This is a genomic window from Microbispora siamensis (assembly GCF_016863095.1).
GTDB lineage: Bacteria > Actinomycetota > Actinomycetes > Streptosporangiales > Streptosporangiaceae > Microbispora > Microbispora siamensis.
This window is the reverse complement of the sequence record NZ_BOOF01000039.1, coordinates 58079-76111: the sequence shown is the minus strand read 5'-3', so window position 1 is coordinate 76111 and position 18033 is coordinate 58079. Positions and strand designations below refer to the sequence as shown.

Here is an 18033-nt window from a genome sequence, read left to right as displayed (position 1 = left end):
TGTACGCATCGTGAGACGGGTCAATAGACAGCACGGCGGGAAAGGGAACGGTCCACGTCGCGAGGCCGGGCCCGGCCGGGATGTGAGCGCTCACCCGCCGGCCGGGCGATCAAGATCTATCTGATAAGCGCGGCGTGCTCGATTTGGCGCCGTTTCGCGAGCGCCCTCTCGATGTGCTGCTCCATGATCCGCGCGCGTTCGTGATCTCCCTGCCGGACGCTGGCGGCGGCGAGATTACGGACCACCCGGAGTACGGCTCCCGCGACTTCCTGCAGATGCGTTTCCCGATGCCAGGTCTCGCTGAGCGGATCGAGGCCGAGGACATTCAGCATGGCCCGGACCGACCGGCATTTCCCGGCCGCCCGCTCGCGGTCCCCGGCCGCCAGTGCCGCGTTGCCCTCGGCCACCGCGCCGTGCACGGCCGCGAGGGCTTGCGGCACGTTCAGGTCGTTGTCCATGGCCTCGCTGAACTGCGGGGGAAGGGACGCGGCGGGGTCGGAGCCCACCCGCAGCACGAACCTCTCGACACGCCGGTAGGCCGCCGCCGCCTCGTCGAGGGCGTCGGGGCTGAATTCCACCGGCGACCGGTAATGGGCCGCCGCCAGGTAATAGCGGAGTTCGGCCGGCCGTACGCGGTCGAGCAGGGCGGGGACGGCCAGCGGATTGCGGAGGTGTTTGCGTATCTTCTCGCCCCGGTGCGTCACCGGCCCGTTGTGCAGCCAGAATCGTGCGAACGAATCACCGGCGGCCTGCGACTGGGCCATCTCGTTCTCGTGGTGCGGGAATATGAGATTGGCCCCGCCGCCGTGGATGTCGAATTCCGCGCCCAGATATCTGCGGGCCATCGCGGAACATTCCAGGTGCCACCCCGGGCGCCCCTCGCCCCAGGGTGAGTTCCACACCGGCTCGCCGGGTTTGGCGCTCTTCCACAGTGCGAAATCGCGCGGATCGCGTTTCCCGTGCTCGTTCTCCTCGGCCGCCCGCAGATGCCTTGCCTGCTGGCGTGAAAGCGACCCGTAATGCGGGTAGGAGCCCACCGAGAAATAGACGTTGCCGTCGGACTCGTAGGCGTGCCCGGACGCGACGAGCTGCTCGACCATCTCGATCATCTCCGGGATGTGTCCCGTCGCCCGCGGCTCCACGCTGGGCGGAAGGCATCCCAGGGCGGTGTACGTGCGGACGAAGGCGCGGTGGACGGGATCGGTGATCCGCCACCAGGGAACGCCCTCGGAAATGGCCCGGTTGATTATCTTGTCCTCGATGTCGGTGACGTTCCGGCAGAGCAGGACCTCGTATCCGCTGATTTTCAGCCAGCGATGCAGGATGTCGAAATTCACCTGCGACCTGAGCTGCCCCACGTGCGGCGGAACGACGACGGTGGGACCGCAGAGATAAATCGACACTATTCCAGGAATTCGGGGGACGAAATCGCGGACGGCGCGGCGATGCGTATCGTAAAGGCGAAGACCCACCTAGCCGAGGGTAAGCGACTTATCCGCTCGCTGTCGATAGCACGGGCCGACCCCGACCCGCACAGCGGGAAATGGCGATTGTGAGGCCGGGGAATAAGGACGATCCGCCCGCTGGTTGGGGCAGGCATGGAGTCGACGAAACGGGGCCGCGTCCGGGTGGAGACGACGGCCAAGCGCGTGCGCGTCTACGTCGAGGGCCGGGCGGTGGCCGACACCACCCGGGCCCTGCTGGTCTGGGAGGCCCCCTACTACCCGACGTACTACTTCCCGGCGGACGACGTCCGCGTGGAGGAGCTGAAGGCCACCGGAGAGACGCGGCACTCGCCCAGCAGGGGCGACGCGGCGGTCCACGACGTGGCCGGCCGGCCGGGCGCCGCCCTCGTGTACGGGGACGACGCGCCGCTGGAGCAGATCCGGGGCCACGTCCGGTTCGACTGGAACGCGATGGACAACTGGTTCGAGGAGGACGAGGAGGTCTTCGTCCATGCCCGCGACCCGTACACCCGGGTGGACATCCTGGCCAGTTCGCGCCACGTCCGGGTGGAGGTGGGCGGCGTGACCGTCGCGGACTCGCGCAGCCCGCGCATCCTGTTCGAGACCGGCCTGCCGCCGCGCTACTACCTGCCAAAGACGGACGTGCGGCTGGACCTGCTGCGCCCGTCCGAGACCGTGACGCACTGCCCGTACAAGGGCCGCGCGGTGTACTGGTCGGTCGGCGAGGACGAGTCCGGCAAGGACCTCGTCTGGTCGTATCCCACGCCGCTCCCGGAGTCCCAGAAGATCGCCGGGCTGGTCGCCTTCTACGACGAGAAGGTGGACGTGTACGTCGACGGCGTCCTCCAGGACCGCCCGAAGTCCAAGTTCGCCTGACCCCCGCTGCCGCTGAGGCGAGGCCTCAGCGGCGGATGACGTGCAGGACGCTGGCGATGCGCTCGGCGGCGGTGACCACGTCGGAGGCGTGCCCGATCCGGCCGGCCCAGGACAGCCAGTACCACCACTCGCCGTCGCTGGCGTTGGACGCGAGCACGTCCTCGGCCATCGTGGGCTCCATGGGGTTGATGACGCGCAGACGCGGATAGAGGCCGGCCGGCGCCGTCAGGCGTACCTGGAAGGAGTGGGCCTCGAGCTGCGCGGCGAGCCTCTCCAGGTGGTCCATCGCCTCGCTGCGGTCTACCGTCGTCATGGTCAGCCTCCGGGGAACGTCAGGACCTATCACCGGAAAGGGTGAACCCGCAACGACCCACCGGCAATCGTGCGGATTCCCCGAAACCGTGCAATAACCAGGGAACTAACCCGGATTCCGTGGAACACACGCGGGTTCGCGAACACGAAGGCATAACAGTCCCGGGGGGTTGTGTGCCTGCGCGTTTAACGTGGGGAAACAACCGTAAACGGGGACCGCTTCACCAGTGGAGGGCGTGCACATGGCCCGCGGAGAGCACTCACCCGCTTGCGCGCGTCGCTGGCGCGAACAGGCACAGGTACGGCAGTGGACGCTCTGGCAGACCGTCCAGGCGATCCACGGGTGTTGCGGCGTCAGCCTGCTGAAGGCCCACCGGCTCGGCCGGGGGTGGTCGGCCCGGCAGGCCATCGAGGAGCTGGAGCACCTGTGCGAGCAGCAGAACCTCGGCCATCCGCGAGCGAGCATCGACCTGCTGAACGCCTGGGAGAACAACCGGGCCCGCCCGCGTCCCCAGACCATCGACCTGCTGGCCCGGCTCTATCGGGCCAACGCCGTACGGCTCGGCCTGGCCGCCGACTACTGCGAGGACCCGGGCGGGCAGAAGATCGTCGTGGTGGGCCCGGGCCAGACCGCCGAGCAGGCCCGGGCCGAGGACCCGGCCGCCGACGACGCGGAGCGCCGGGCGCTGTTCCACCAGGCGATGCTGATGGGCACGCCGAGCGGCCGGTTCTTCGCGGAGATCGAGGGCCTGCGCCACGACCTCGACCGCACGCTGGCCGGGGGCACGGTGAGCGAGGACCAACTCGACCGGCTGGACGAGCAGGTGCTGCGCTACCGCAGGGAGTACATGACGACCCCGCCGACGCCGATGCTCTGCCGGGTCATGCTGGAGATATCCGACGTGCGCCGGCTGAGCGCCGTCCGCCAGCCGTCGTCGGTGCAGCGCCGCCTGCTCACCGCGACCACGATGCTCACCCTGCTCGCCGCCGACGCGCTGATGAAACTGGGTGACACCCGCCAGGCCCACGCCTGGTACGGCACCGCCCGCGCCGCCTCCGACGACGTGGGCGACCTGCGGCTGCGTGCGCTCGTGCGGGCCCAGCAGACCATGCTCCTCTACTACTACGGCGACCTGAACGAGACCGTGCGGCTGGCCCGCGAGGCGCGGATGCTGGCCGGCTCGGCCCCCAGCTCGCCGGCGGCGCTGGCGGCGGCGGCCGAGGCCCGCGCGCTGGCCAGGATGGGGGACGGCAAGGCCGCGAGGATCGCGCTCGCCGAGGCGGAGCAGATCTTCGCCCGCATGCGCGGCATCAGCCAGGACGATCTGGCCTTCGTCTTCACCGAGAAGCGGTTGAAGTTCTACCGCACCGGCACGCTGATCGAGCTGGGGGACGCCCAGCAGGTGCAGGGCATCGACGGGTTCCCCCGGGGCTTCCAGACCATCGACCCGGCGCTGATCCTGCTCGACCAGGCGAGCCACCTGGCCAGGAACGGCGACCACGAGGAGGCCTGCAGAATCGCGGCGGACGCGCTGCGGCAGGTGCCCGCCGAGCACCGCACCTCGATCGTCGTCACCCGGGCCAGGGCCCTGCTGGCGGACGCCGACCCCGCGCTGCCCGCCGTACGGCGCCTGCGGAGGGTGCTGTCGGAGTCGTCGCCCACGCTCGCCCTCAGCGGGCTGTTCCCCGCTGCGGACCTCCCCGTCGCCGAGAACGCTGAGAACGCCTGAAACCGCCATGAGGACGATGGAGCCGGCACCGCTGGCCGAGGAGGCGTTCGGGGTCCTGCGCGAGGTCTGCGCGAAGATCGGGGTGGACGCGCGGGGCGCGCGGCTCCTGCGGCTGCGCAGCAACGCCGTCTTCAAACTGCGAGGGGACACGGCGCGCGGGGAGATGGTGGTGCGGATCGCGACCGCGCCGGACGCGCTGACCCGGCTGCCGGTGGTCGTGGCGGTCGCCCGCTGGCTCGCCGACCGGGGCTTCCCGACGGTGCGGCCCGCCGACGAGATCGCCGACCAGCCGATCGTGCACGACGGCCGGGCGGTCACCTTCTGGCGGTACGTCCCCTCGCGCGGCCGCCCGACGACCCGGCAGCTCGGCCGGGTGCTGCGCAGCCTGCACCGCGAGCCGGTGCCGCCGGTGGGGCTGCGGACGCTCACCGACCCGCTCGCCGAGGTCCGGCACGCGGTGGAGCACCGGGCCGAGGTGCTGACCGCCGGCCAGCGGTCCTGGCTGAGCGACCGCATCGAGGAGCTCACCGGGCGCTGGCGCGACCTGGACACCGGCTCGCCGGTGCTGCTGCACGGCGACGCCTGGATCGACAATCTGCTGCGCTGCCAGGACGGGCACGTGGTGCTGTGCGACTGGGACGGCGTGGCCGTCGGCCCGCGCGAGTGGGACCTGGTGCACACCTACCACGGGCAGCGCCGCTTCGGCCTGTCGGCGGCCGACGTGGACGAGTTCGCCCGCGCGTACGGCTCGGACCTGCGGCTGTGGCCCGGCTACAGCACGCTGATGGAGGTGCGGGACATGTACGCCGTGGGCATCCATATCCGCAACGCCTCCGGCGACCCGTTCTCCCGGCAGGAGCTGCCCCGGCGGCTCGACTCGCTCACTCGCGGTGACGGGCACGCCCGCTGGTATATGGCCGCACCGGCATAGCCTCGGGTAATCGCGGGTACTCTCCGTACAGGCTGCGAGTGTCGCAGTGGACAATTCCTGAAAACATGGTTTGTAAAAAGCGCACCCGGGTCATCCCGGCGGCGGATATGCGCGCACTTCCAGCGTCTCACGCGGTCGCGCAAAGAATCCGCTACGCAGCCTCATGCTCCCGACCTGGGAACATGGCGTAGCTTCCAAGAAGGAGAAGCAGTTGTCTGAAGGCACTGTCAAGTGGTTCAACGCCGAAAAGGGCTTCGGTTTCATCGCTCCGGACGACGGCACCGCTGACGTGTTCGTTCATTATTCGGCGATCAACTCGAACGGTTACCGTACGCTGGACCAGAACCAGAGAGTCAGCTACGTGACCGTTCAGGGCAACAAGGGACCGCAGGCCGAACAGGTCACGCCGCTCTAGGACGTGACACACGGTGACATCGCGGCCGTGACCGGCCGCGCCGGCGGTACCACGTCGGCCCGCGCCGCTCCGGCGGCGCGGGCCCGATGTTTTGCCGTTCTTTTACCGGGCATCGGGAACGGTCATGAGACTGAGCATGACCTCCGATCTGTGGTGGAAGAACGCGGTCGTGTACTGCCTCGACATCGAGACGTTCGCCGACGGCAACGGCGACGGGATCGGTGACTTCAGGGGCGCGATCCAGCGCATCGACCATCTGGACCGGATGGGCGTGACGTGCATCTGGCTGATGCCGTTCTTCCCGACGCCGGACAAGGACGACGGCTACGACATCACCGACTTCTACAGCGTCGATCCCCGCCTCGGCACGCTCGGCGACTTCGTCGAGTTCATGCGGGTGGCCAGGGACCGCGGCATCAGGGTCATCGCCGATCTCGTCGTCAACCACACCTCCGACCAGCATCCCTGGTTCAAGGAGGCGCGCTCCAGCCGGGACTCCCGCTATCGGGACTGGTACATCTGGTCCGACAAGCCGGAGCCCGACGATCCCAAGGGCATCGTGTTCCCCGACAAGGAGGACAGCCTCTGGGAGTACGACGAGAAGACCGAGCAGTACTACTTCCACCGGTTCTACCGGTTCCAGCCCGACCTGAACACCACCAACCCCGAGGTGCAGGACGAGATCTCCCGGATCCTCGGGTTCTGGATGGAGCTGGGCCTTTCCGGCTTCCGGGTGGACGCCGTGCCGTTCCTCGTCGAGCAGGTCACCGACAGCGGCGACCTGCCCGACCCGCACGAGTTCTTCGCCTGCCTGCGGGCCTTCCTCAGCCGCCGCGACGGCAGCGCCATCCTCCTCGGCGAGGTGAACCTGCCGTACGACGACCTGGTGCGCTACTTCGGCAACGATCTCGGCGACGAGATCACGATGTGCTTCGACTTCATCACCATGCAGCGGACGTACCTGTCGCTGGCCCGCCAGGATTCCGGCCCGCTGGCCGCCGCCCTGCGGGAGCGCCCCAAGGCGCCCAGGGACTCCCAGTGGGCGACGTTCGTCCGCAACCACGACGAGCTCACGCTCGACAAACTGAGCGACGCCGAGCGCGAGGAGGTCTTCGCGGCCTTCGGCCCGGACAAGGACATGCAGTTGTTCGGCCGGGGCCTGCGCCGGCGCCTGCCCACCATGCTGGGCGGCGACCTCGACCGGATCAAGATGGTCTACAGCCTGCTGTTCTCCCTGCCGGGCACCCCGGTGCTCTTCTACGGCGAGGAGATCGGCATGGGGGAGAACCTGGAGCTGGAAGGCCGCCAGGCGGTCCGGACGCCCATGCAGTGGACCCCGCACCGGAACGGCGGCTTCAGCGACGCCGACCCCTCGAAGGTGCAGATCCCCATGCCCACCGGGGACTACGGCCCCGAGAAGGTCAACGTCAGCGCGCAGGAGCGCGACCCCGACTCGCTGCTGTCGTGGATCACCCGGCTGATCCGGCACTACCGCGACTGCCCCGAGTTCGCGTGGGGCGAGTACGCGGTGCTCGACACCGGCGTGGACGCCGTGTTCGCCCACCGCGCCGACTGCGACGGCGAGACGGTCGTGGCCGTGCACAACCTCGCCGAGACCGAGGTCGAGGTGGAGATCGGGCTGGACGGGCTCGACTCGTCCAAGGTGCTGACCGACCTGCTGGTGGACGGCACGGTCGAGATCTCCGACGACGGCCGGGCCCGCTTCCCCATGGGCAGGTACGGCTGCCGCTGGTTCCGCGCCTCCACCCCCGAGACGGCCCCGGCCGATTCCGCCGACGTCTCCTAAGGGATCCCTCAGGGGCGGCTCGGGTGGATCTCCGATGGGCCGCCGTCCTCCCCACGGCCAGAGTGAAGAGCCATGGGGATGGTCTTGGGATACGTGCTGGTGGCGACCGGCGCCGTCGCGATGTTCGCGTTACACCTGGTGGCCGGGCTCGACCCGCTCACGGCCATGATCAGCGAGTACGTCTTCGCGCCGCACGGATGGCTGCTGCCGGTCTCGCTGACGTCGATCGCCGCGGGCTCGGCCGTGCTCGCCGTACGGCTGGCGCGGCTGGACCGGCGCGCGGCGCTGCTGGTGGGCGTGTGGAGCGCCTGCCTGCTGCTGGTGGCCGGGTTCCCGACCGATCGGCCGGGGCTGTCGCTGTCGCTCTCCGGCGGCATTCACCGCTATGCCGCCTTCGCCGCTTTCGTCAGCCTGCCGCTGGCCGGGCTGCTCGTCGCCCGGACCACCCGTTCCCGTCTGGTGCGCGTGCTGTGCGCCGTCGCGCTCGGCTCGCTGCTCCTCGTGGTCCTGCCGTACGCCTTCCGGATGCTGCACCTCGACCCCGGCACGGTGCCGGCCGGGCTCACCCAGCGCCTCACCGTTGTCTCGGAGGTGGCGGCGCTGGTGAGCATGTCGATGTCGGCGGCAAGCTTGACGGCAAGGTCAGCCGCCGCAGCTCTGGTAGGTGAAGGTGCCGGCCCTGACCTTGTAGGAGTCACGCACCCGGGTCTTACCCGTCCGGGTGTCGACCCTGAGGATGGTCACGTGGTCGACCTTGGCCGAGCGGATGAGGTGGAGCGTGACCTCGTGCTCTCCGGTCCAGTCGATCATCTCGACCGCGGCGTCCGACGGCAGGGAGAAGCCGACGGAGCCCGTCGTCTGGTCGGTGGTGGCGTCGTAGAAGCGCAGCCGCGCCTTCTTGCCGGCCCCGGTGACGAACGCGACCGTGCGGTCGTCGGAGGACAGCGCCCACGGCACGTTGGCGGCCACGATCTGGGGCGGGACGACGCGGGCAAGCTCGTCGCCCTCGGCGTCGTAGACGCCCAGCCCGGTGGTGTTCTCGTCGGTGTCCTGCTCCACGAGGACGGCTGAGCCGTCGCCGCTGAAGCCGCTGAACGTGCCGAACGCCGAGATCGTGCCGGTCTCGCGCGCCCCCGGGACGTCGAAGATCCGGGCCCTGTTGCTGCCGTCCTTCACGCTGTAGCCCAGGATCAGGCGGGCGCCGTCCTGGGAGAGCCGCACCCAGGCGTCGTCCATGCCGACGCCGCGGGGGAGAAGCTTCTTCGGCATGACGTGCACAGGACCCATGGCGTGCGCAGAGCCGTGGAACTCGCGCACCACCAGGCGGTGGTCGGACTTGCGGAAGTAGGCCACCGACTCGCCGTCGCCGCTCACCGAGAGCGGGGCCTGCATCTCCTTGTTCGGCTTGCCCTTGGCGGTCAGCGGCCACACCATCGCATCCTTCAGCGCCACCCGCTTGCCGTCGAGCAGGTCCAGCCGCCAGGTGTGGCACGGCGTCGTGGCGCCGTCCTTGGCCGTGCAGGCGTCCACCGAGGCGTACCGAATCGTGTGGTGCGTCGAGTGGTGCGCGGCCGCGGCGGCGGGCGTGGCCGCCGCGGAGATCGTGAGCGTGGACAGGGCGAGGCCGATCAGCCCCAGCGTGATCGGCCCCGATGTGATGGGCAGGGTGGGGTGCCGCATGACTGTCTCCTTTCTGGGAGGTCATGCATTGGACCCGCCCCGGACCTCTCCGGTTCGTCACAAGTCGATTGCGTACGCCTGGCCGTCGAGCATCTCGAGCGCGTCCTCGATGGCCCGGTGGAAGGTCGGATAGGCGTACATCATGTGCCGCAGCCGCGTCGTGGGGATCTCGTTCTGCACCGCCACCACCAGAGCGCCGAGCACCTCCCCGCCGGCCGGCCCGGCGCTCGTGGCGCCGACCAGCACGCCGCGCCGCGCGTCCTCCACCAGCTTGACGAAGCCCTCGTGCCCGGCCCCGTGGATCCAGCCCCGAGCCGACTCCTCGACGGAGGCGAAGCCCACCCGCACGTCGAGCCCGGCCTCCCGGGCCTCCCGCTCCGTCAGGCCGACCGAGGCCACCTCGGGGTCGGTGAACGTGACCCTGGGCACCGCCCGGTAGTCGGCCGGAGGGCCGCCCTCGCCGAGGATGTCGCGGGCCGCGATCCTGCCCTGGTAGACGGCGACGTGTGTATACGCTCCCCGGCCGGTCACGTCGCCCACCGCCCACACGCCGTCGGCGGCCCGCATCCGCCCGTCCACGGTGACGAACCGGGCGCTCTCGTCGAGGCCCGCGTCGCCGGCGCCGATCGCGGCCAGGTCGGTCCTGCGCCCGGTGGCGACCAGCAGACGTACGGCGTGGAGGGTCCGGCCGTCCTCCAGCGTGAGGGTGAAGCCGCCCTCGTCGTGCCGCACCCGCTCGGCCGCGACGCCGGTGTGCGTCTCGAGGCCCTCGCCGGCGAACACCCGGGCCAGCAGCACGCCCGCCTCGGGCTCCTCCCGCGCCAGCAGGCGGTCGGCGGCCTCCACGACCGTCACCCGCGTGCCGAACCGGGCGAACACCTGGGCGAGTTCGCAGCCGATCGCCCCGCCGCCGAGCACGATCAGCGACTCGGGCACGTGCCGTGCCACGACGGCGTCCCGGTTCGTCCAGTACGGCGTGTCCTCCAGGCCGTCGATCGGGGGGACGGCGGGACTGGTCCCGGTCGCGAGGACGATCCCGCGCCGCGCCCGCAGCACCCGGCCGTCCACGGTCACCTCCCGTGGCCCGGTGATCCGGCCGCGGCCGCGTACGAGGTGGACGCCCGCGCTCTCGAAGTGCTCCGCCCTGGCGTCGTCGCTCCAGCCGTCGGTGGCCTCGCCGCTGATCCGGTCGATCACTGGGGCCCACTTGGGGGAGACCCGGACCGAGCCGGCCATGCCGGGCACCCGCCGCGCCTCGGCCAGCAGCCCCGCGGCACGCACCATCATCTTGGAGGGGACGCAGCCCCAGTAGGCGCACTCGCCCCCGATCAGGCCGGCCTCCACGCCGGCGACGCTGAGGCCGGCCTCCGCGAGCCGTCCCGCGACGTCCTCCCCACCGGGTCCCAGGCCGAGCACCACCACGTCGTACATGCCGTCCATGCCGGTCAACTGCCCAGGCAGGCGGAGCCGTACCGCGCGGGAGACCCGGGATGACACGAGGGGCGGGCCCGACGCGGGCCCGCCCCTTACCGTGCGCGGTCGGTCAGATGAGACCGAGAGCCCGTACGGCGTCCCGCTCCTCGACCAGCTCGTTGACCGAGGCGTCGATCCGCTCACGGGAGAACGCGTCGATCTCCAGGCCCTGGACGATCTCCCAGCGGCCGTTCCTGGACACCACGGGGAAGGAGGAGATGAGGCCCTCCGGCACACCGTAGGAGCCGTCGGACGGGATGGCGGCCGAGGTCCAGTCGCCCTCGGGCGTGCCGTTCACCCAGTCGTACACGTGGTCGATCGCCGCGTTGGCCGCGGACGCCGCCGAGGACGCGCCGCGCGCCTCGATGATGGCGGCGCCGCGCTTGGCGACGGTCGGGATGAAGGTGTCGCGCAGCCACTCCTGCTCGACCTGCTCGGCCGCGATCTTGCCGCCGACCTCGGCGTGGAAGAGGTCCGGGTACTGCGTGGCGGAGTGGTTGCCCCAGATCGTCATCTTCTTGATCTCGGTCACCGGCACGTTCAGCTTGCCCGCGAGCTGCGAGAGCGCGCGGTTGTGGTCGAGACGGGTCATCGCGGTGAACCGCTCGGCCGGAACGTCGGGAGCCGCGGACTGCGCGATGAGCGCGTTGGTGTTGGCAGGGTTGCCCACGACGAGCACGCGGATGTCGTCGGCCGCGTGGTCGTTGATGGCCTTGCCCTGCGGGCCGAAGATGCCGCCGTTGGCCTCGAGAAGGTCGCCGCGCTCCATGCCCTTCGTACGCGGGCGGGCGCCGACGAGCAGCGCGACGTTGGCGCCGTCGAAGGCCTTGGCCGGGTCGTCGGAGATTTCGATGCCCCGCAGCAGCGGGAACGCGCAGTCGTCGAGCTCCATCGCGGTGCCCTCGGCCGCCTTGACGGCCTGCGGGATCTCCAGAAGGCTGAGCTTCACCGGGGTGTCTGCCCCGAGGAGCTGGCCCGAGGCGACGCGGAAGAGCAGCGCGTAACCGATCTGGCCGGCCGCGCCGGTGACGGTCACTTTGACGGTCATGACGATCCCCATTCGCGATATGTGTGACTCACGGATGCTACCCGTCGGCCCGTATCCCCTCGTGAGCAGGTGGGCACAGCGGTGTTTCCCGCGTCGCTCGCCGGCTTGCTCGGTTTCCGGCTTCCGCGCGTCGGGGGCGGTCTGGAGGGGACATCCGGCCCCTGGCCACGCGTTTCGCCTGCGAAAGGGTGAAACTTTCACGAAACACGCAGGTGACTTCAGCCGTAACGGCGTGACGGAATCCCTGCTCGGACGCGGGGTGAACGCCGGGCCGCGACTTCGCCGCACATCCGCCCTTGACGGGTCTCTGTACGGCGCCGGGGGCGGTGCCTATGGTTCGTGGGAGCGCTCCCAAGCGCAGTATTCATCGCCAGGAGGACCTTCCCAATGAGATCCACCCCCCGACCGGGAGCCGTGAGCTCCACGGTGCGCCGCGGCCTGGTCGCGGCGGCCGTGCTCGCGCTCGGTTCCACGGCGGCCGTCGCCACCGCCACATCGGCGAGTGCCGCGGTCTCGTGCAAAGTCAACTACACCGCCAGCGAGTGGCAGGGCGGCATGTCCGCCAACCTGACCATTCAGAACCTGGGCGACGCGCTCAGCAACTGGACGCTCACGTTCACCTTCCCGAACAGCAGCCAGAAGGTCAGCCAGGGCTGGTCGGCCAACTGGAGCCAGTCGGGCAGCAACGTGACCGCGACCGCCCTGGACTGGAACAAGTCCCTGTCCACCGGCGGCTCGACGAGCATCGGCTTCAACGGGTCCTGGAGCGGCAGCAACCCGGCGCCGACCGACTTCAAGATCAACGGCGTCTCCTGCAACGGCACCCCGCAGTCGCCGTCGCCGTCGCCGTCGGCCTCGCCGTCGAAGTCCCCCTCGCCGTCCCCCTCGGCCTCTCCCTCCGCTTCTCCCTCGGCCTCCCCCTCCGCCTCTCCGTCGGCCTCGCCGTCGCCGTCGCCCTCTCCGTCCACCTCGCCGCCGCCGCCCGGGACCCATGTGGACAACCCGTACGACGGTGCGACGGGCTACGTGAACCCGGACTGGTCGGCCAGCGCGAAGTCCGAGCCGGGCGGCTCGCGGGTGGCCAACATCTCCACGGCGGTCTGGCTGGACCGCATCGCCGCGATCAGCTCCGGCTCGGCCGGCAACAACAGCATGGGCCTGCGTGACCACCTCGATGAGGCGGTCAAGCAGGACGCGGCCAACGGCAGCGCGCCTCTCACGATCCAGGTCGTCATCTACGACCTGCCGAACCGCGACTGCTCGGCGCTCGCCTCCAACGGCGAGCTGAAGATCGCGCAGAACGGCCTCGCGCGATACAAGAGCGAGTACATCGACGTGATCGCCGGAATCATGGCGGACCCGAAGTACTCGAACCTCCGCATCGTGACGGTCATCGAGCCCGACTCGCTGCCGAACCTGATCACCAACGTGAACGCGTTCCAGGCGTGCCAGGAGGCCCAGTCCTCGGGCGCCTACGTCCAGGGCGTGCAGTACGCGCTGAACAAGCTGCACGCGATCTCGAACGTGTACACCTACGTGGACGCGGCGCACCACGCCTGGCTCGGCTGGGACAGCAACTTCCAGCCGATGGTGAACCTCTTCTACCAGGTCGCGTCCGGCACCACCGCGGGCGTGAAGAGCATTGACGGTTTCATCGTGAACACCGCCAACTTCTCCGCGACGGTTGAGCCGTACTTCAACATCAACACCACCGTGAACGGCCAGTCGGTGCGCCAGTCCAAGTGGGTCGACTGGAACTGGTACGTGGACGAGCAGTCCTTCGCGGTCGGTCTCCGCAACGCCCTGGTGGCGAAGGGCTTCCCGAACACCATCGGCATGCTGATCGACACCTCCCGCAACGGCTGGGGCGGCGCGGCCCGGCCGACCAAGGCCAGCACCTCCACCGACGTCAACACCTTCGTCAACGAGTCGCGCGTCGACCGCCGCATCCACGCCGGCAACTGGTGCAACCAGTCCGGTGCCGGCATGGGCGAGCGGCCGAAGGCGAACCCCGCCGCCGGTCTCGACGCCTACGTCTGGATCAAGCCTCCGGGTGAGTCCGACGGCTCCAGCACCGCCATCAACAACGACGAGGGCAAGGGCTTCGACCGGATGTGCGACCCGACCTACACCGGTAACAACCTGAACGGCAACAACATGTCCGGTGCTCTGCCGAACGCCCCGGTCTCGGGCCACTGGTTCTCCGCGCAGTTCCAGCAGCTCATGCAGAACGCCTACCCGCCGCTCTCGTAACCCGAGGCGTGCCAGGCGCACAAGAAAGCGGGCCCCGTCGCACTGCGGCGGGGCCCGCCCCTTTTCCCGGCCCTGTTTTCCGGCCACGTGGCCGGGTCAGGTGTAGTGGTTCGACCGGCTGCTCCGGGTGAGCTTGAGCACGACCGACACGATCAGCGCGATGGCGCCGATGATCAGAACCCACTTCAGCGCCCCGAAGATGAGCCCGATGACGGAGCCGAGAAGGAAGAACCCGACGATTACGGCTGCGGCGATGAGGAGAATGCGTCCCATACCTTCACCGTACGGGCCGCCCTCCCGCCGATCACAGGGCCGAAGGCCAAGTTCAGGGCAGACTCAGGGTCATCTCAGGGTGGGGGAGGGGGCCCGCTGGAGCGTCAGTCGTTGGCGTGCAGCGCGGCGTTGAGCTCGATGCCCCTGCTGTCGCGGGACACCGCCTCGACCGCCCCGGTCGTCGAGTTGCGGCGCAGCAGCAGGCCCGACTTGCCCGACAGCTCCCTGGCCTTCACGACCGACCCGTCCGGCAGGGTGACCTTGGTGCCCGCCGTGACGTACAGCCCGGCCTCCACCACGCAGTCGTCGCCCAGCGAGATGCCGATGCCGGAGTTGGCCCCGAGCAGGCAGCGCTCGCCGATCGAGATGACCTCCTTGCCGCCGCCGGACAGCGTGCCCATGATCGAGGCGCCGCCGCCCACGTCGGATCCGTCGCCCACGACGACCCCCGCCGAGATGCGGCCCTCCACCATGGAGGCGCCGAGCGTGCCGGCGTTGTAGTTGACGAAGCCCTCGTGCATGACCGTGGTGCCGCTCGCCAGGTGGGCGCCGAGCCGTACGCGGTCGGCGTCGGCGACCCGCACCCCGGAGGGCAGCACGTAGTCGACCATGCGGGGGAACTTGTCCACGCCGTAGACGGTCACCGGACCACGGGCCCGCAGGCGCAGCCGTACCTCCTCGAAGCCCTCCACCTTGCACGGGCCGTGGTTGGTCCACACGACGTTGGCCAGCAGCCCGAAGATCCCGTCGAGGTTCACCGTGCGCGGCCGGACCAGACGGTGGGACAGCAGGTGCAGGCGCAGGTACACGTCGTGCGCATCGACCGGCGGGGCCGACAGGTCGGCGATGCCGGTGCGCACGGCCACGACCTCGACGCCCCTGGCGGGGTCGGGGCCGACCAGTTCCGCCATGCCCTCGCCGAGATCCTCGCCCGCGATCGGCTCGGTGCCCACGGCCGGGGGCTCGCCCAGCGCCGGGAAGGGGAACCAGGTGTCCAGCACGGTGCCGTCCGCGGCGATCGTGGCGAGGCCGATGCCGTACGCACCCGAGCTGGTGGAGTCGATAGCTGTCATGTGCACCTACGCTACCGGCTCACGACGCGGCATCACCTGGGCGGACGAGGCCCGACTCGTAGGCGTACCGGACGGCCTGGGCGCGGTCGCGCAGGCCGAGCTTGGCCAGCAGGCGGTTCATGTGCGTGCTCACCGTCGCCTCGGTGATCGACAGCGTGTCCGCGATCTCGCCGTTCGACAGCCCCCGTGCCACCAGGCGCAGCACCTGCTCCTCCCGCGCGGTGAGTCCCGTCTCGGGCGGCGGCGCGGCGGGCTGCGCGCGGCGGTAGGCGTCGACGACCCGGCCCGTGACGGCGGGGTCGAGCAGCACCTCCCCACGGGCGGCGCTGCGGATCGCGGCGAACAGGTGCTCGGGTGGCGAGACCTTCAGCAGGAAGCCGCTGACCCCGGTGTGCAGGGCCCGGTCGAGGTTCTCGTCGGTGTCGTATGTCGTCAGCGCGATCACGCGCGGCGGCTCGGGCGCGGACAGGATCCGCCGGGCCGCCTCCAGGCCGTCGAGCCGCGGCATGGCGATGTCGAGCAGCACGACGTCGGGCCGCAGGCTCCGGGCCAGCTCGACGGCGCGTTCGCCGTCGGACGCCTCGCCCAGCACGGCGAGGTCCGGCTGGGTGCCGATCACCAGCCGCAGCCCGGCCCGGACCATCGCCTGGTCGTCGGCGATCAGGATGCCGATCACGTTCACCGCCTCGCTCACAGGGGGAGCACCGCCCGGACGCCGAACCCGCCCGAGGCGAGCGGTCCCGCGGTCAGCGTGCCGTGGAACAGCGAGGCCCGCTCCCGCATGCCGATCAGCCCGTGCCCGCCTTCCTGCCCGGCGCCGCGTGCCCGCGCCCGTGCCCGGCCCTCGCGGGGGCCCAGGTCGACGATCTCCAGGTGGAGCTCTCCGGGGCGGTAGTCCACGGAGACCGTCGCCCGGGTCGGGCCCGCGTGCTTGAGCGCGTTGGTCAGCGCCTCCTGCACGATGCGGTAGGCCGACAGGTCGAGCCCGGCGGGTAGCGGCACGGCGTCTCCGCGCACCTCCAGCGTCACGTCGAGCCCCGCGGCCCTGACCTGGTCCAGCAGGTCGTCCAGCCGGTCGAGGCCGGCCTGCGGGCCTGGGTCGGCCATCGGCCCGCGCAGCAGGCCGAGCATCCGGCGCAGCTCGTCCACGGCGCCCCGGCCCGTCTCCTCGATCGACGCGAGCACCTGCCGCTCACGCTCCTGGTCCTCGCGCAGCATGAGCCGTACGCCGCCGGTCTGCATGGTCATCACGCTGACGCTGTGGGCGACGATGTCATGCAGTTCGCGGGCGATGCGGGCGCGTTCCTCCGCCACGGCCTCGCGGGCCAGCAACTCGCCGCGTTCGGCGGCCTGGACGGCGAGCACGCGGTGGCGGCGCACGGCCAGACCCGCTCCGGCCGCGATCGCGGACATCACCACGGCCACGGCGATGTCGCCCGCCCCCGCCGGAGGCTGGGAGGCCGCCAGCATGGAGACGACGTACGCGCCGCTCGCGACCAGGCCGGCGACGGCCTTCACGCTGCGCGGCCGTACCTCCGACAGCAGGGTGAACAGCAGCACGAGCTCGGTGTAGAACTGCCAGGCCGCCGCCATCTGAGGAGCCACGACGAACAGCAGGACGTTGACGGCGGAGTAGACGAAAAGGATCGCGAACGGAGCGCGGCGCCGGAACAGCACCGCGACGGCGGCGGCGACCCCGGCGGCGATCCACAGGGGGAGAGCGTCACGCGAGGGGCCCATCGAGCGCCCGCCGACCTCCTCGGCGATCGCGAACAGGCCCACGACCACCGCGACGAGCCAGTCGACGAGAGTGGGGGGACGGCGGTGGGGCATGGGGGAGAGAGTAATGGTGCAGAAGAGTGACGGTCGTCCCGAATGCGCCCTTCCACAAATCCGCCTGTAGGCGGACAGGTGGTCAAAGTGTGCTTTGACGACGGGGTGCGGGACCGCTTCGTACGGTCCTCCGCATGCTTACCAACGCGAACACCTTCCGCCGCGTCGCGGCGGGCACGAGCCTCATCCTCGCCCCGCTCTGCCTGCTCCTCGGCATGGCCGTCGACCCGTCCGAACCCGGGGTCGACGACCCCCTCGCGTACGCGCACAATCCGGTCGCCGTGGGCGTCAGCGCGACGCTCCTCCACTACGCGTGGGTTCTGTGGGTGCCCGGCGTGATCGGCCTCGTCCACCTCGTACGCAAGAAGGGCGTGGTGCTGGCCAACATCGCGGGCGTGATCACGGTCCTCGGCCTCATCAACTTCTCGGCGCTGATGATCTCGGACTTCTTCGACGTCGTGGCGTTCCAGATGCTGCCGGTGGACCAGGCGGAGAAGCTCATGCAGGACGGGGCTCAGCCCGCGATGATCATCGGCTGGCAGATGCCCGGCATGATCGGGTCGTTCCTCGGCCTCGTGCTCGTGGCCGTCGCGTACGCCTGGGGAGGCCGGGCCGGGTGGTGGTTCCCGGCCGGCGTGCTCGTCGGCATCATCGTCTGGCTGTTCGGCGCGAGCGCGTGGAACCTCGTGCTGGGCCTCGGCGGCCCGGTCATCCTGCTGGTCGTCTTCGGAATCGTCGGCGTCTCGATGATCCGTATGCGCGATGAGGAGTGGGCGACCTCCGCTGCCGCGTGACCTGCGTTAACGCACTGTTTCAATGGGTTTCAGGTTGAAGGGGGGGATTACGGGGAAAGCTGACTCGGC

At 70.3% G+C, this 18033-nt stretch carries 16 protein-coding genes and 1 pseudogene; 8 read left to right on the top strand and 9 right to left on the bottom strand.

The features are described from left to right. Positions 1-116 precede the first annotated feature (116 nt). Positions 117-1472 carry a cysteine--tRNA ligase gene (gene cysS / locus Msi02_RS30320; RefSeq protein ID WP_204051392.1) on the bottom strand — a complete coding sequence of 452 codons (1356 nt, stop codon included), beginning with the start codon at positions 1470-1472 and terminating at the stop codon, positions 117-119. 126 nt (positions 1473-1598) lie between these two features. Here cysS and Msi02_RS30315 point away from each other — a divergent pair, with 126 nt between their 5' ends. Further along, a complete protein-coding gene (locus Msi02_RS30315) occupies positions 1599-2342 on the top strand; it encodes a DUF427 domain-containing protein (protein ID WP_079315903.1) in 744 nt (247 codons plus the stop codon). Positions 2343-2367: 25 nt separating this feature from the next. Here Msi02_RS30315 and Msi02_RS30310 read toward each other — a convergent pair whose 3' ends face one another. Beyond that, positions 2368-2655 (bottom strand): hypothetical protein, encoded by a 288-nt coding sequence (locus tag Msi02_RS30310; protein ID WP_079315904.1) that lies wholly within the window; start codon positions 2653-2655, stop codon positions 2368-2370. A 241-nt stretch (positions 2656-2896) separates the two neighbouring features. Here Msi02_RS30310 and Msi02_RS30305 point away from each other — a divergent pair, with 241 nt between their 5' ends. The 5 genes and pseudogenes from Msi02_RS30305 to Msi02_RS44625 form a co-directional block, all read left to right on the top strand. Continuing rightward, on the top strand, positions 2897-4384 hold the full coding sequence (locus tag Msi02_RS30305) for an NsdA family TPR-like regulatory protein (RefSeq protein WP_204051391.1): 1488 nt from the start codon (positions 2897-2899) through the stop codon (positions 4382-4384). 16 nt (positions 4385-4400) lie between these two features. Further along, complete coding sequence (locus tag Msi02_RS30300; protein ID WP_204051390.1) at positions 4401-5315, top strand: phosphotransferase enzyme family protein; 915 nt, start codon at positions 4401-4403, stop codon at positions 5313-5315. A gap of 211 nt (positions 5316-5526) precedes the next feature. After that, positions 5527-5730 (top strand): cold-shock protein, encoded by a 204-nt coding sequence (locus Msi02_RS30295; protein WP_079315906.1) that lies wholly within the window; start codon positions 5527-5529, stop codon positions 5728-5730. A gap of 136 nt (positions 5731-5866) precedes the next feature. Beyond that, positions 5867-7537: an alpha-amylase family protein gene (locus Msi02_RS30290; RefSeq protein ID WP_239108819.1), complete on the top strand. Its 1671-nt coding sequence runs from the start codon at positions 5867-5869 to the stop codon at positions 7535-7537. 72 nt (positions 7538-7609) lie between these two features. After that, positions 7610-8089 (top strand): annotated as a pseudogene (locus Msi02_RS44625) (DUF998 domain-containing protein); the annotation flags it as partial. 90 nt (positions 8090-8179) lie between these two features. Here the strand turns inward: Msi02_RS44625 and Msi02_RS43530 are convergent. The 3 genes from Msi02_RS43530 to Msi02_RS30275 form a co-directional block, all read right to left on the bottom strand. Beyond that, positions 8180-9217, bottom strand: coding sequence for a hypothetical protein (locus tag Msi02_RS43530; protein ID WP_239108817.1), 1038 nt, complete (start codon positions 9215-9217; stop codon positions 8180-8182). A gap of 57 nt (positions 9218-9274) precedes the next feature. Beyond that, positions 9275-10657, bottom strand: coding sequence for a dihydrolipoyl dehydrogenase family protein (locus Msi02_RS30280; protein WP_204051419.1), 1383 nt, complete (start codon positions 10655-10657; stop codon positions 9275-9277). A gap of 103 nt (positions 10658-10760) precedes the next feature. Next, positions 10761-11738, bottom strand: coding sequence for a malate dehydrogenase (locus Msi02_RS30275; protein ID WP_079315954.1), 978 nt, complete (start codon positions 11736-11738; stop codon positions 10761-10763). A gap of 414 nt (positions 11739-12152) precedes the next feature. Here Msi02_RS30275 and Msi02_RS30270 point away from each other — a divergent pair, with 414 nt between their 5' ends. After that, complete coding sequence (locus tag Msi02_RS30270; RefSeq protein WP_373308322.1) at positions 12153-13991, top strand: glycoside hydrolase family 6 protein; 1839 nt, start codon at positions 12153-12155, stop codon at positions 13989-13991. A gap of 96 nt (positions 13992-14087) precedes the next feature. Here the strand turns inward: Msi02_RS30270 and Msi02_RS30265 are convergent, their stop codons facing one another. The 4 genes from Msi02_RS30265 to Msi02_RS30250 all read right to left on the bottom strand — a co-directional run bounded on the left by Msi02_RS30265 (position 14088) and on the right by Msi02_RS30250 (position 17170). Further along, the gene (locus tag Msi02_RS30265) at positions 14088-14264 is read right to left on the bottom strand and encodes a hypothetical protein (RefSeq protein WP_179155236.1); all 177 of its coding nucleotides are present in this window, start codon (positions 14262-14264) and stop codon (positions 14088-14090) included. Between the two features lie 104 nt (positions 14265-14368). Further along, positions 14369-15337, bottom strand: coding sequence for a 2,3,4,5-tetrahydropyridine-2,6-dicarboxylate N-succinyltransferase (gene dapD / locus Msi02_RS30260; RefSeq protein WP_204051386.1), 969 nt, complete (start codon positions 15335-15337; stop codon positions 14369-14371). Between the two features lie 19 nt (positions 15338-15356). Further along, positions 15357-16031, bottom strand: a complete 675-nt coding sequence (locus Msi02_RS30255) for a response regulator (RefSeq protein WP_204051385.1) — start codon at positions 16029-16031, stop codon at positions 15357-15359. Continuing rightward, entirely contained in the window at positions 16028-17170 is a 1143-nt protein-coding gene (locus Msi02_RS30250) for a sensor histidine kinase (protein WP_204051384.1), read from the bottom strand. Before Msi02_RS30250 ends, Msi02_RS30255 begins: the two co-directional genes overlap by 4 nt. A gap of 134 nt (positions 17171-17304) precedes the next feature. Between Msi02_RS30250 and Msi02_RS30245 the strand changes: the two genes are divergently transcribed. Next, complete coding sequence (locus Msi02_RS30245; RefSeq protein WP_204051383.1) at positions 17305-17964, top strand: hypothetical protein; 660 nt, start codon at positions 17305-17307, stop codon at positions 17962-17964. Positions 17965-18033: the final 69 nt, after the last annotated feature.

Coding starts and splice junctions, on each gene's coding strand:
- Msi02_RS30315 (WP_079315903.1), top strand. CDS start 1,599: ATGGAGTCGACGAAACGGGGCCGCGTCCGGGTGGAGACGACGGCCAAG.
- Msi02_RS30310 (WP_079315904.1), bottom strand. CDS start 2,655: ATGACGACGGTAGACCGCAGCGAGGCGATGGACCACCTGGAGAGGCTC.
- Msi02_RS30305 (WP_204051391.1), top strand. CDS start 2,897: ATGGCCCGCGGAGAGCACTCACCCGCTTGCGCGCGTCGCTGGCGCGAA.
- Msi02_RS30300 (WP_204051390.1), top strand. CDS start 4,401: ATGGAGCCGGCACCGCTGGCCGAGGAGGCGTTCGGGGTCCTGCGCGAG.
- Msi02_RS30290 (WP_239108819.1), top strand. CDS start 5,867: ATGACCTCCGATCTGTGGTGGAAGAACGCGGTCGTGTACTGCCTCGAC.
- Msi02_RS43530 (WP_239108817.1), bottom strand. CDS start 9,217: ATGCGGCACCCCACCCTGCCCATCACATCGGGGCCGATCACGCTGGGG.
- Msi02_RS30280 (WP_204051419.1), bottom strand. CDS start 10,657: ATGGACGGCATGTACGACGTGGTGGTGCTCGGCCTGGGACCCGGTGGG.
- Msi02_RS30275 (WP_079315954.1), bottom strand. CDS start 11,738: ATGACCGTCAAAGTGACCGTCACCGGCGCGGCCGGCCAGATCGGTTAC.
- Msi02_RS30265 (WP_179155236.1), bottom strand. CDS start 14,264: ATGGGACGCATTCTCCTCATCGCCGCAGCCGTAATCGTCGGGTTCTTC.
- dapD (WP_204051386.1), bottom strand. CDS start 15,337: ATGACAGCTATCGACTCCACCAGCTCGGGTGCGTACGGCATCGGCCTC.
- Msi02_RS30250 (WP_204051384.1), bottom strand. CDS start 17,170: ATGCCCCACCGCCGTCCCCCCACTCTCGTCGACTGGCTCGTCGCGGTG.
- Msi02_RS30245 (WP_204051383.1), top strand. CDS start 17,305: ATGCTTACCAACGCGAACACCTTCCGCCGCGTCGCGGCGGGCACGAGC.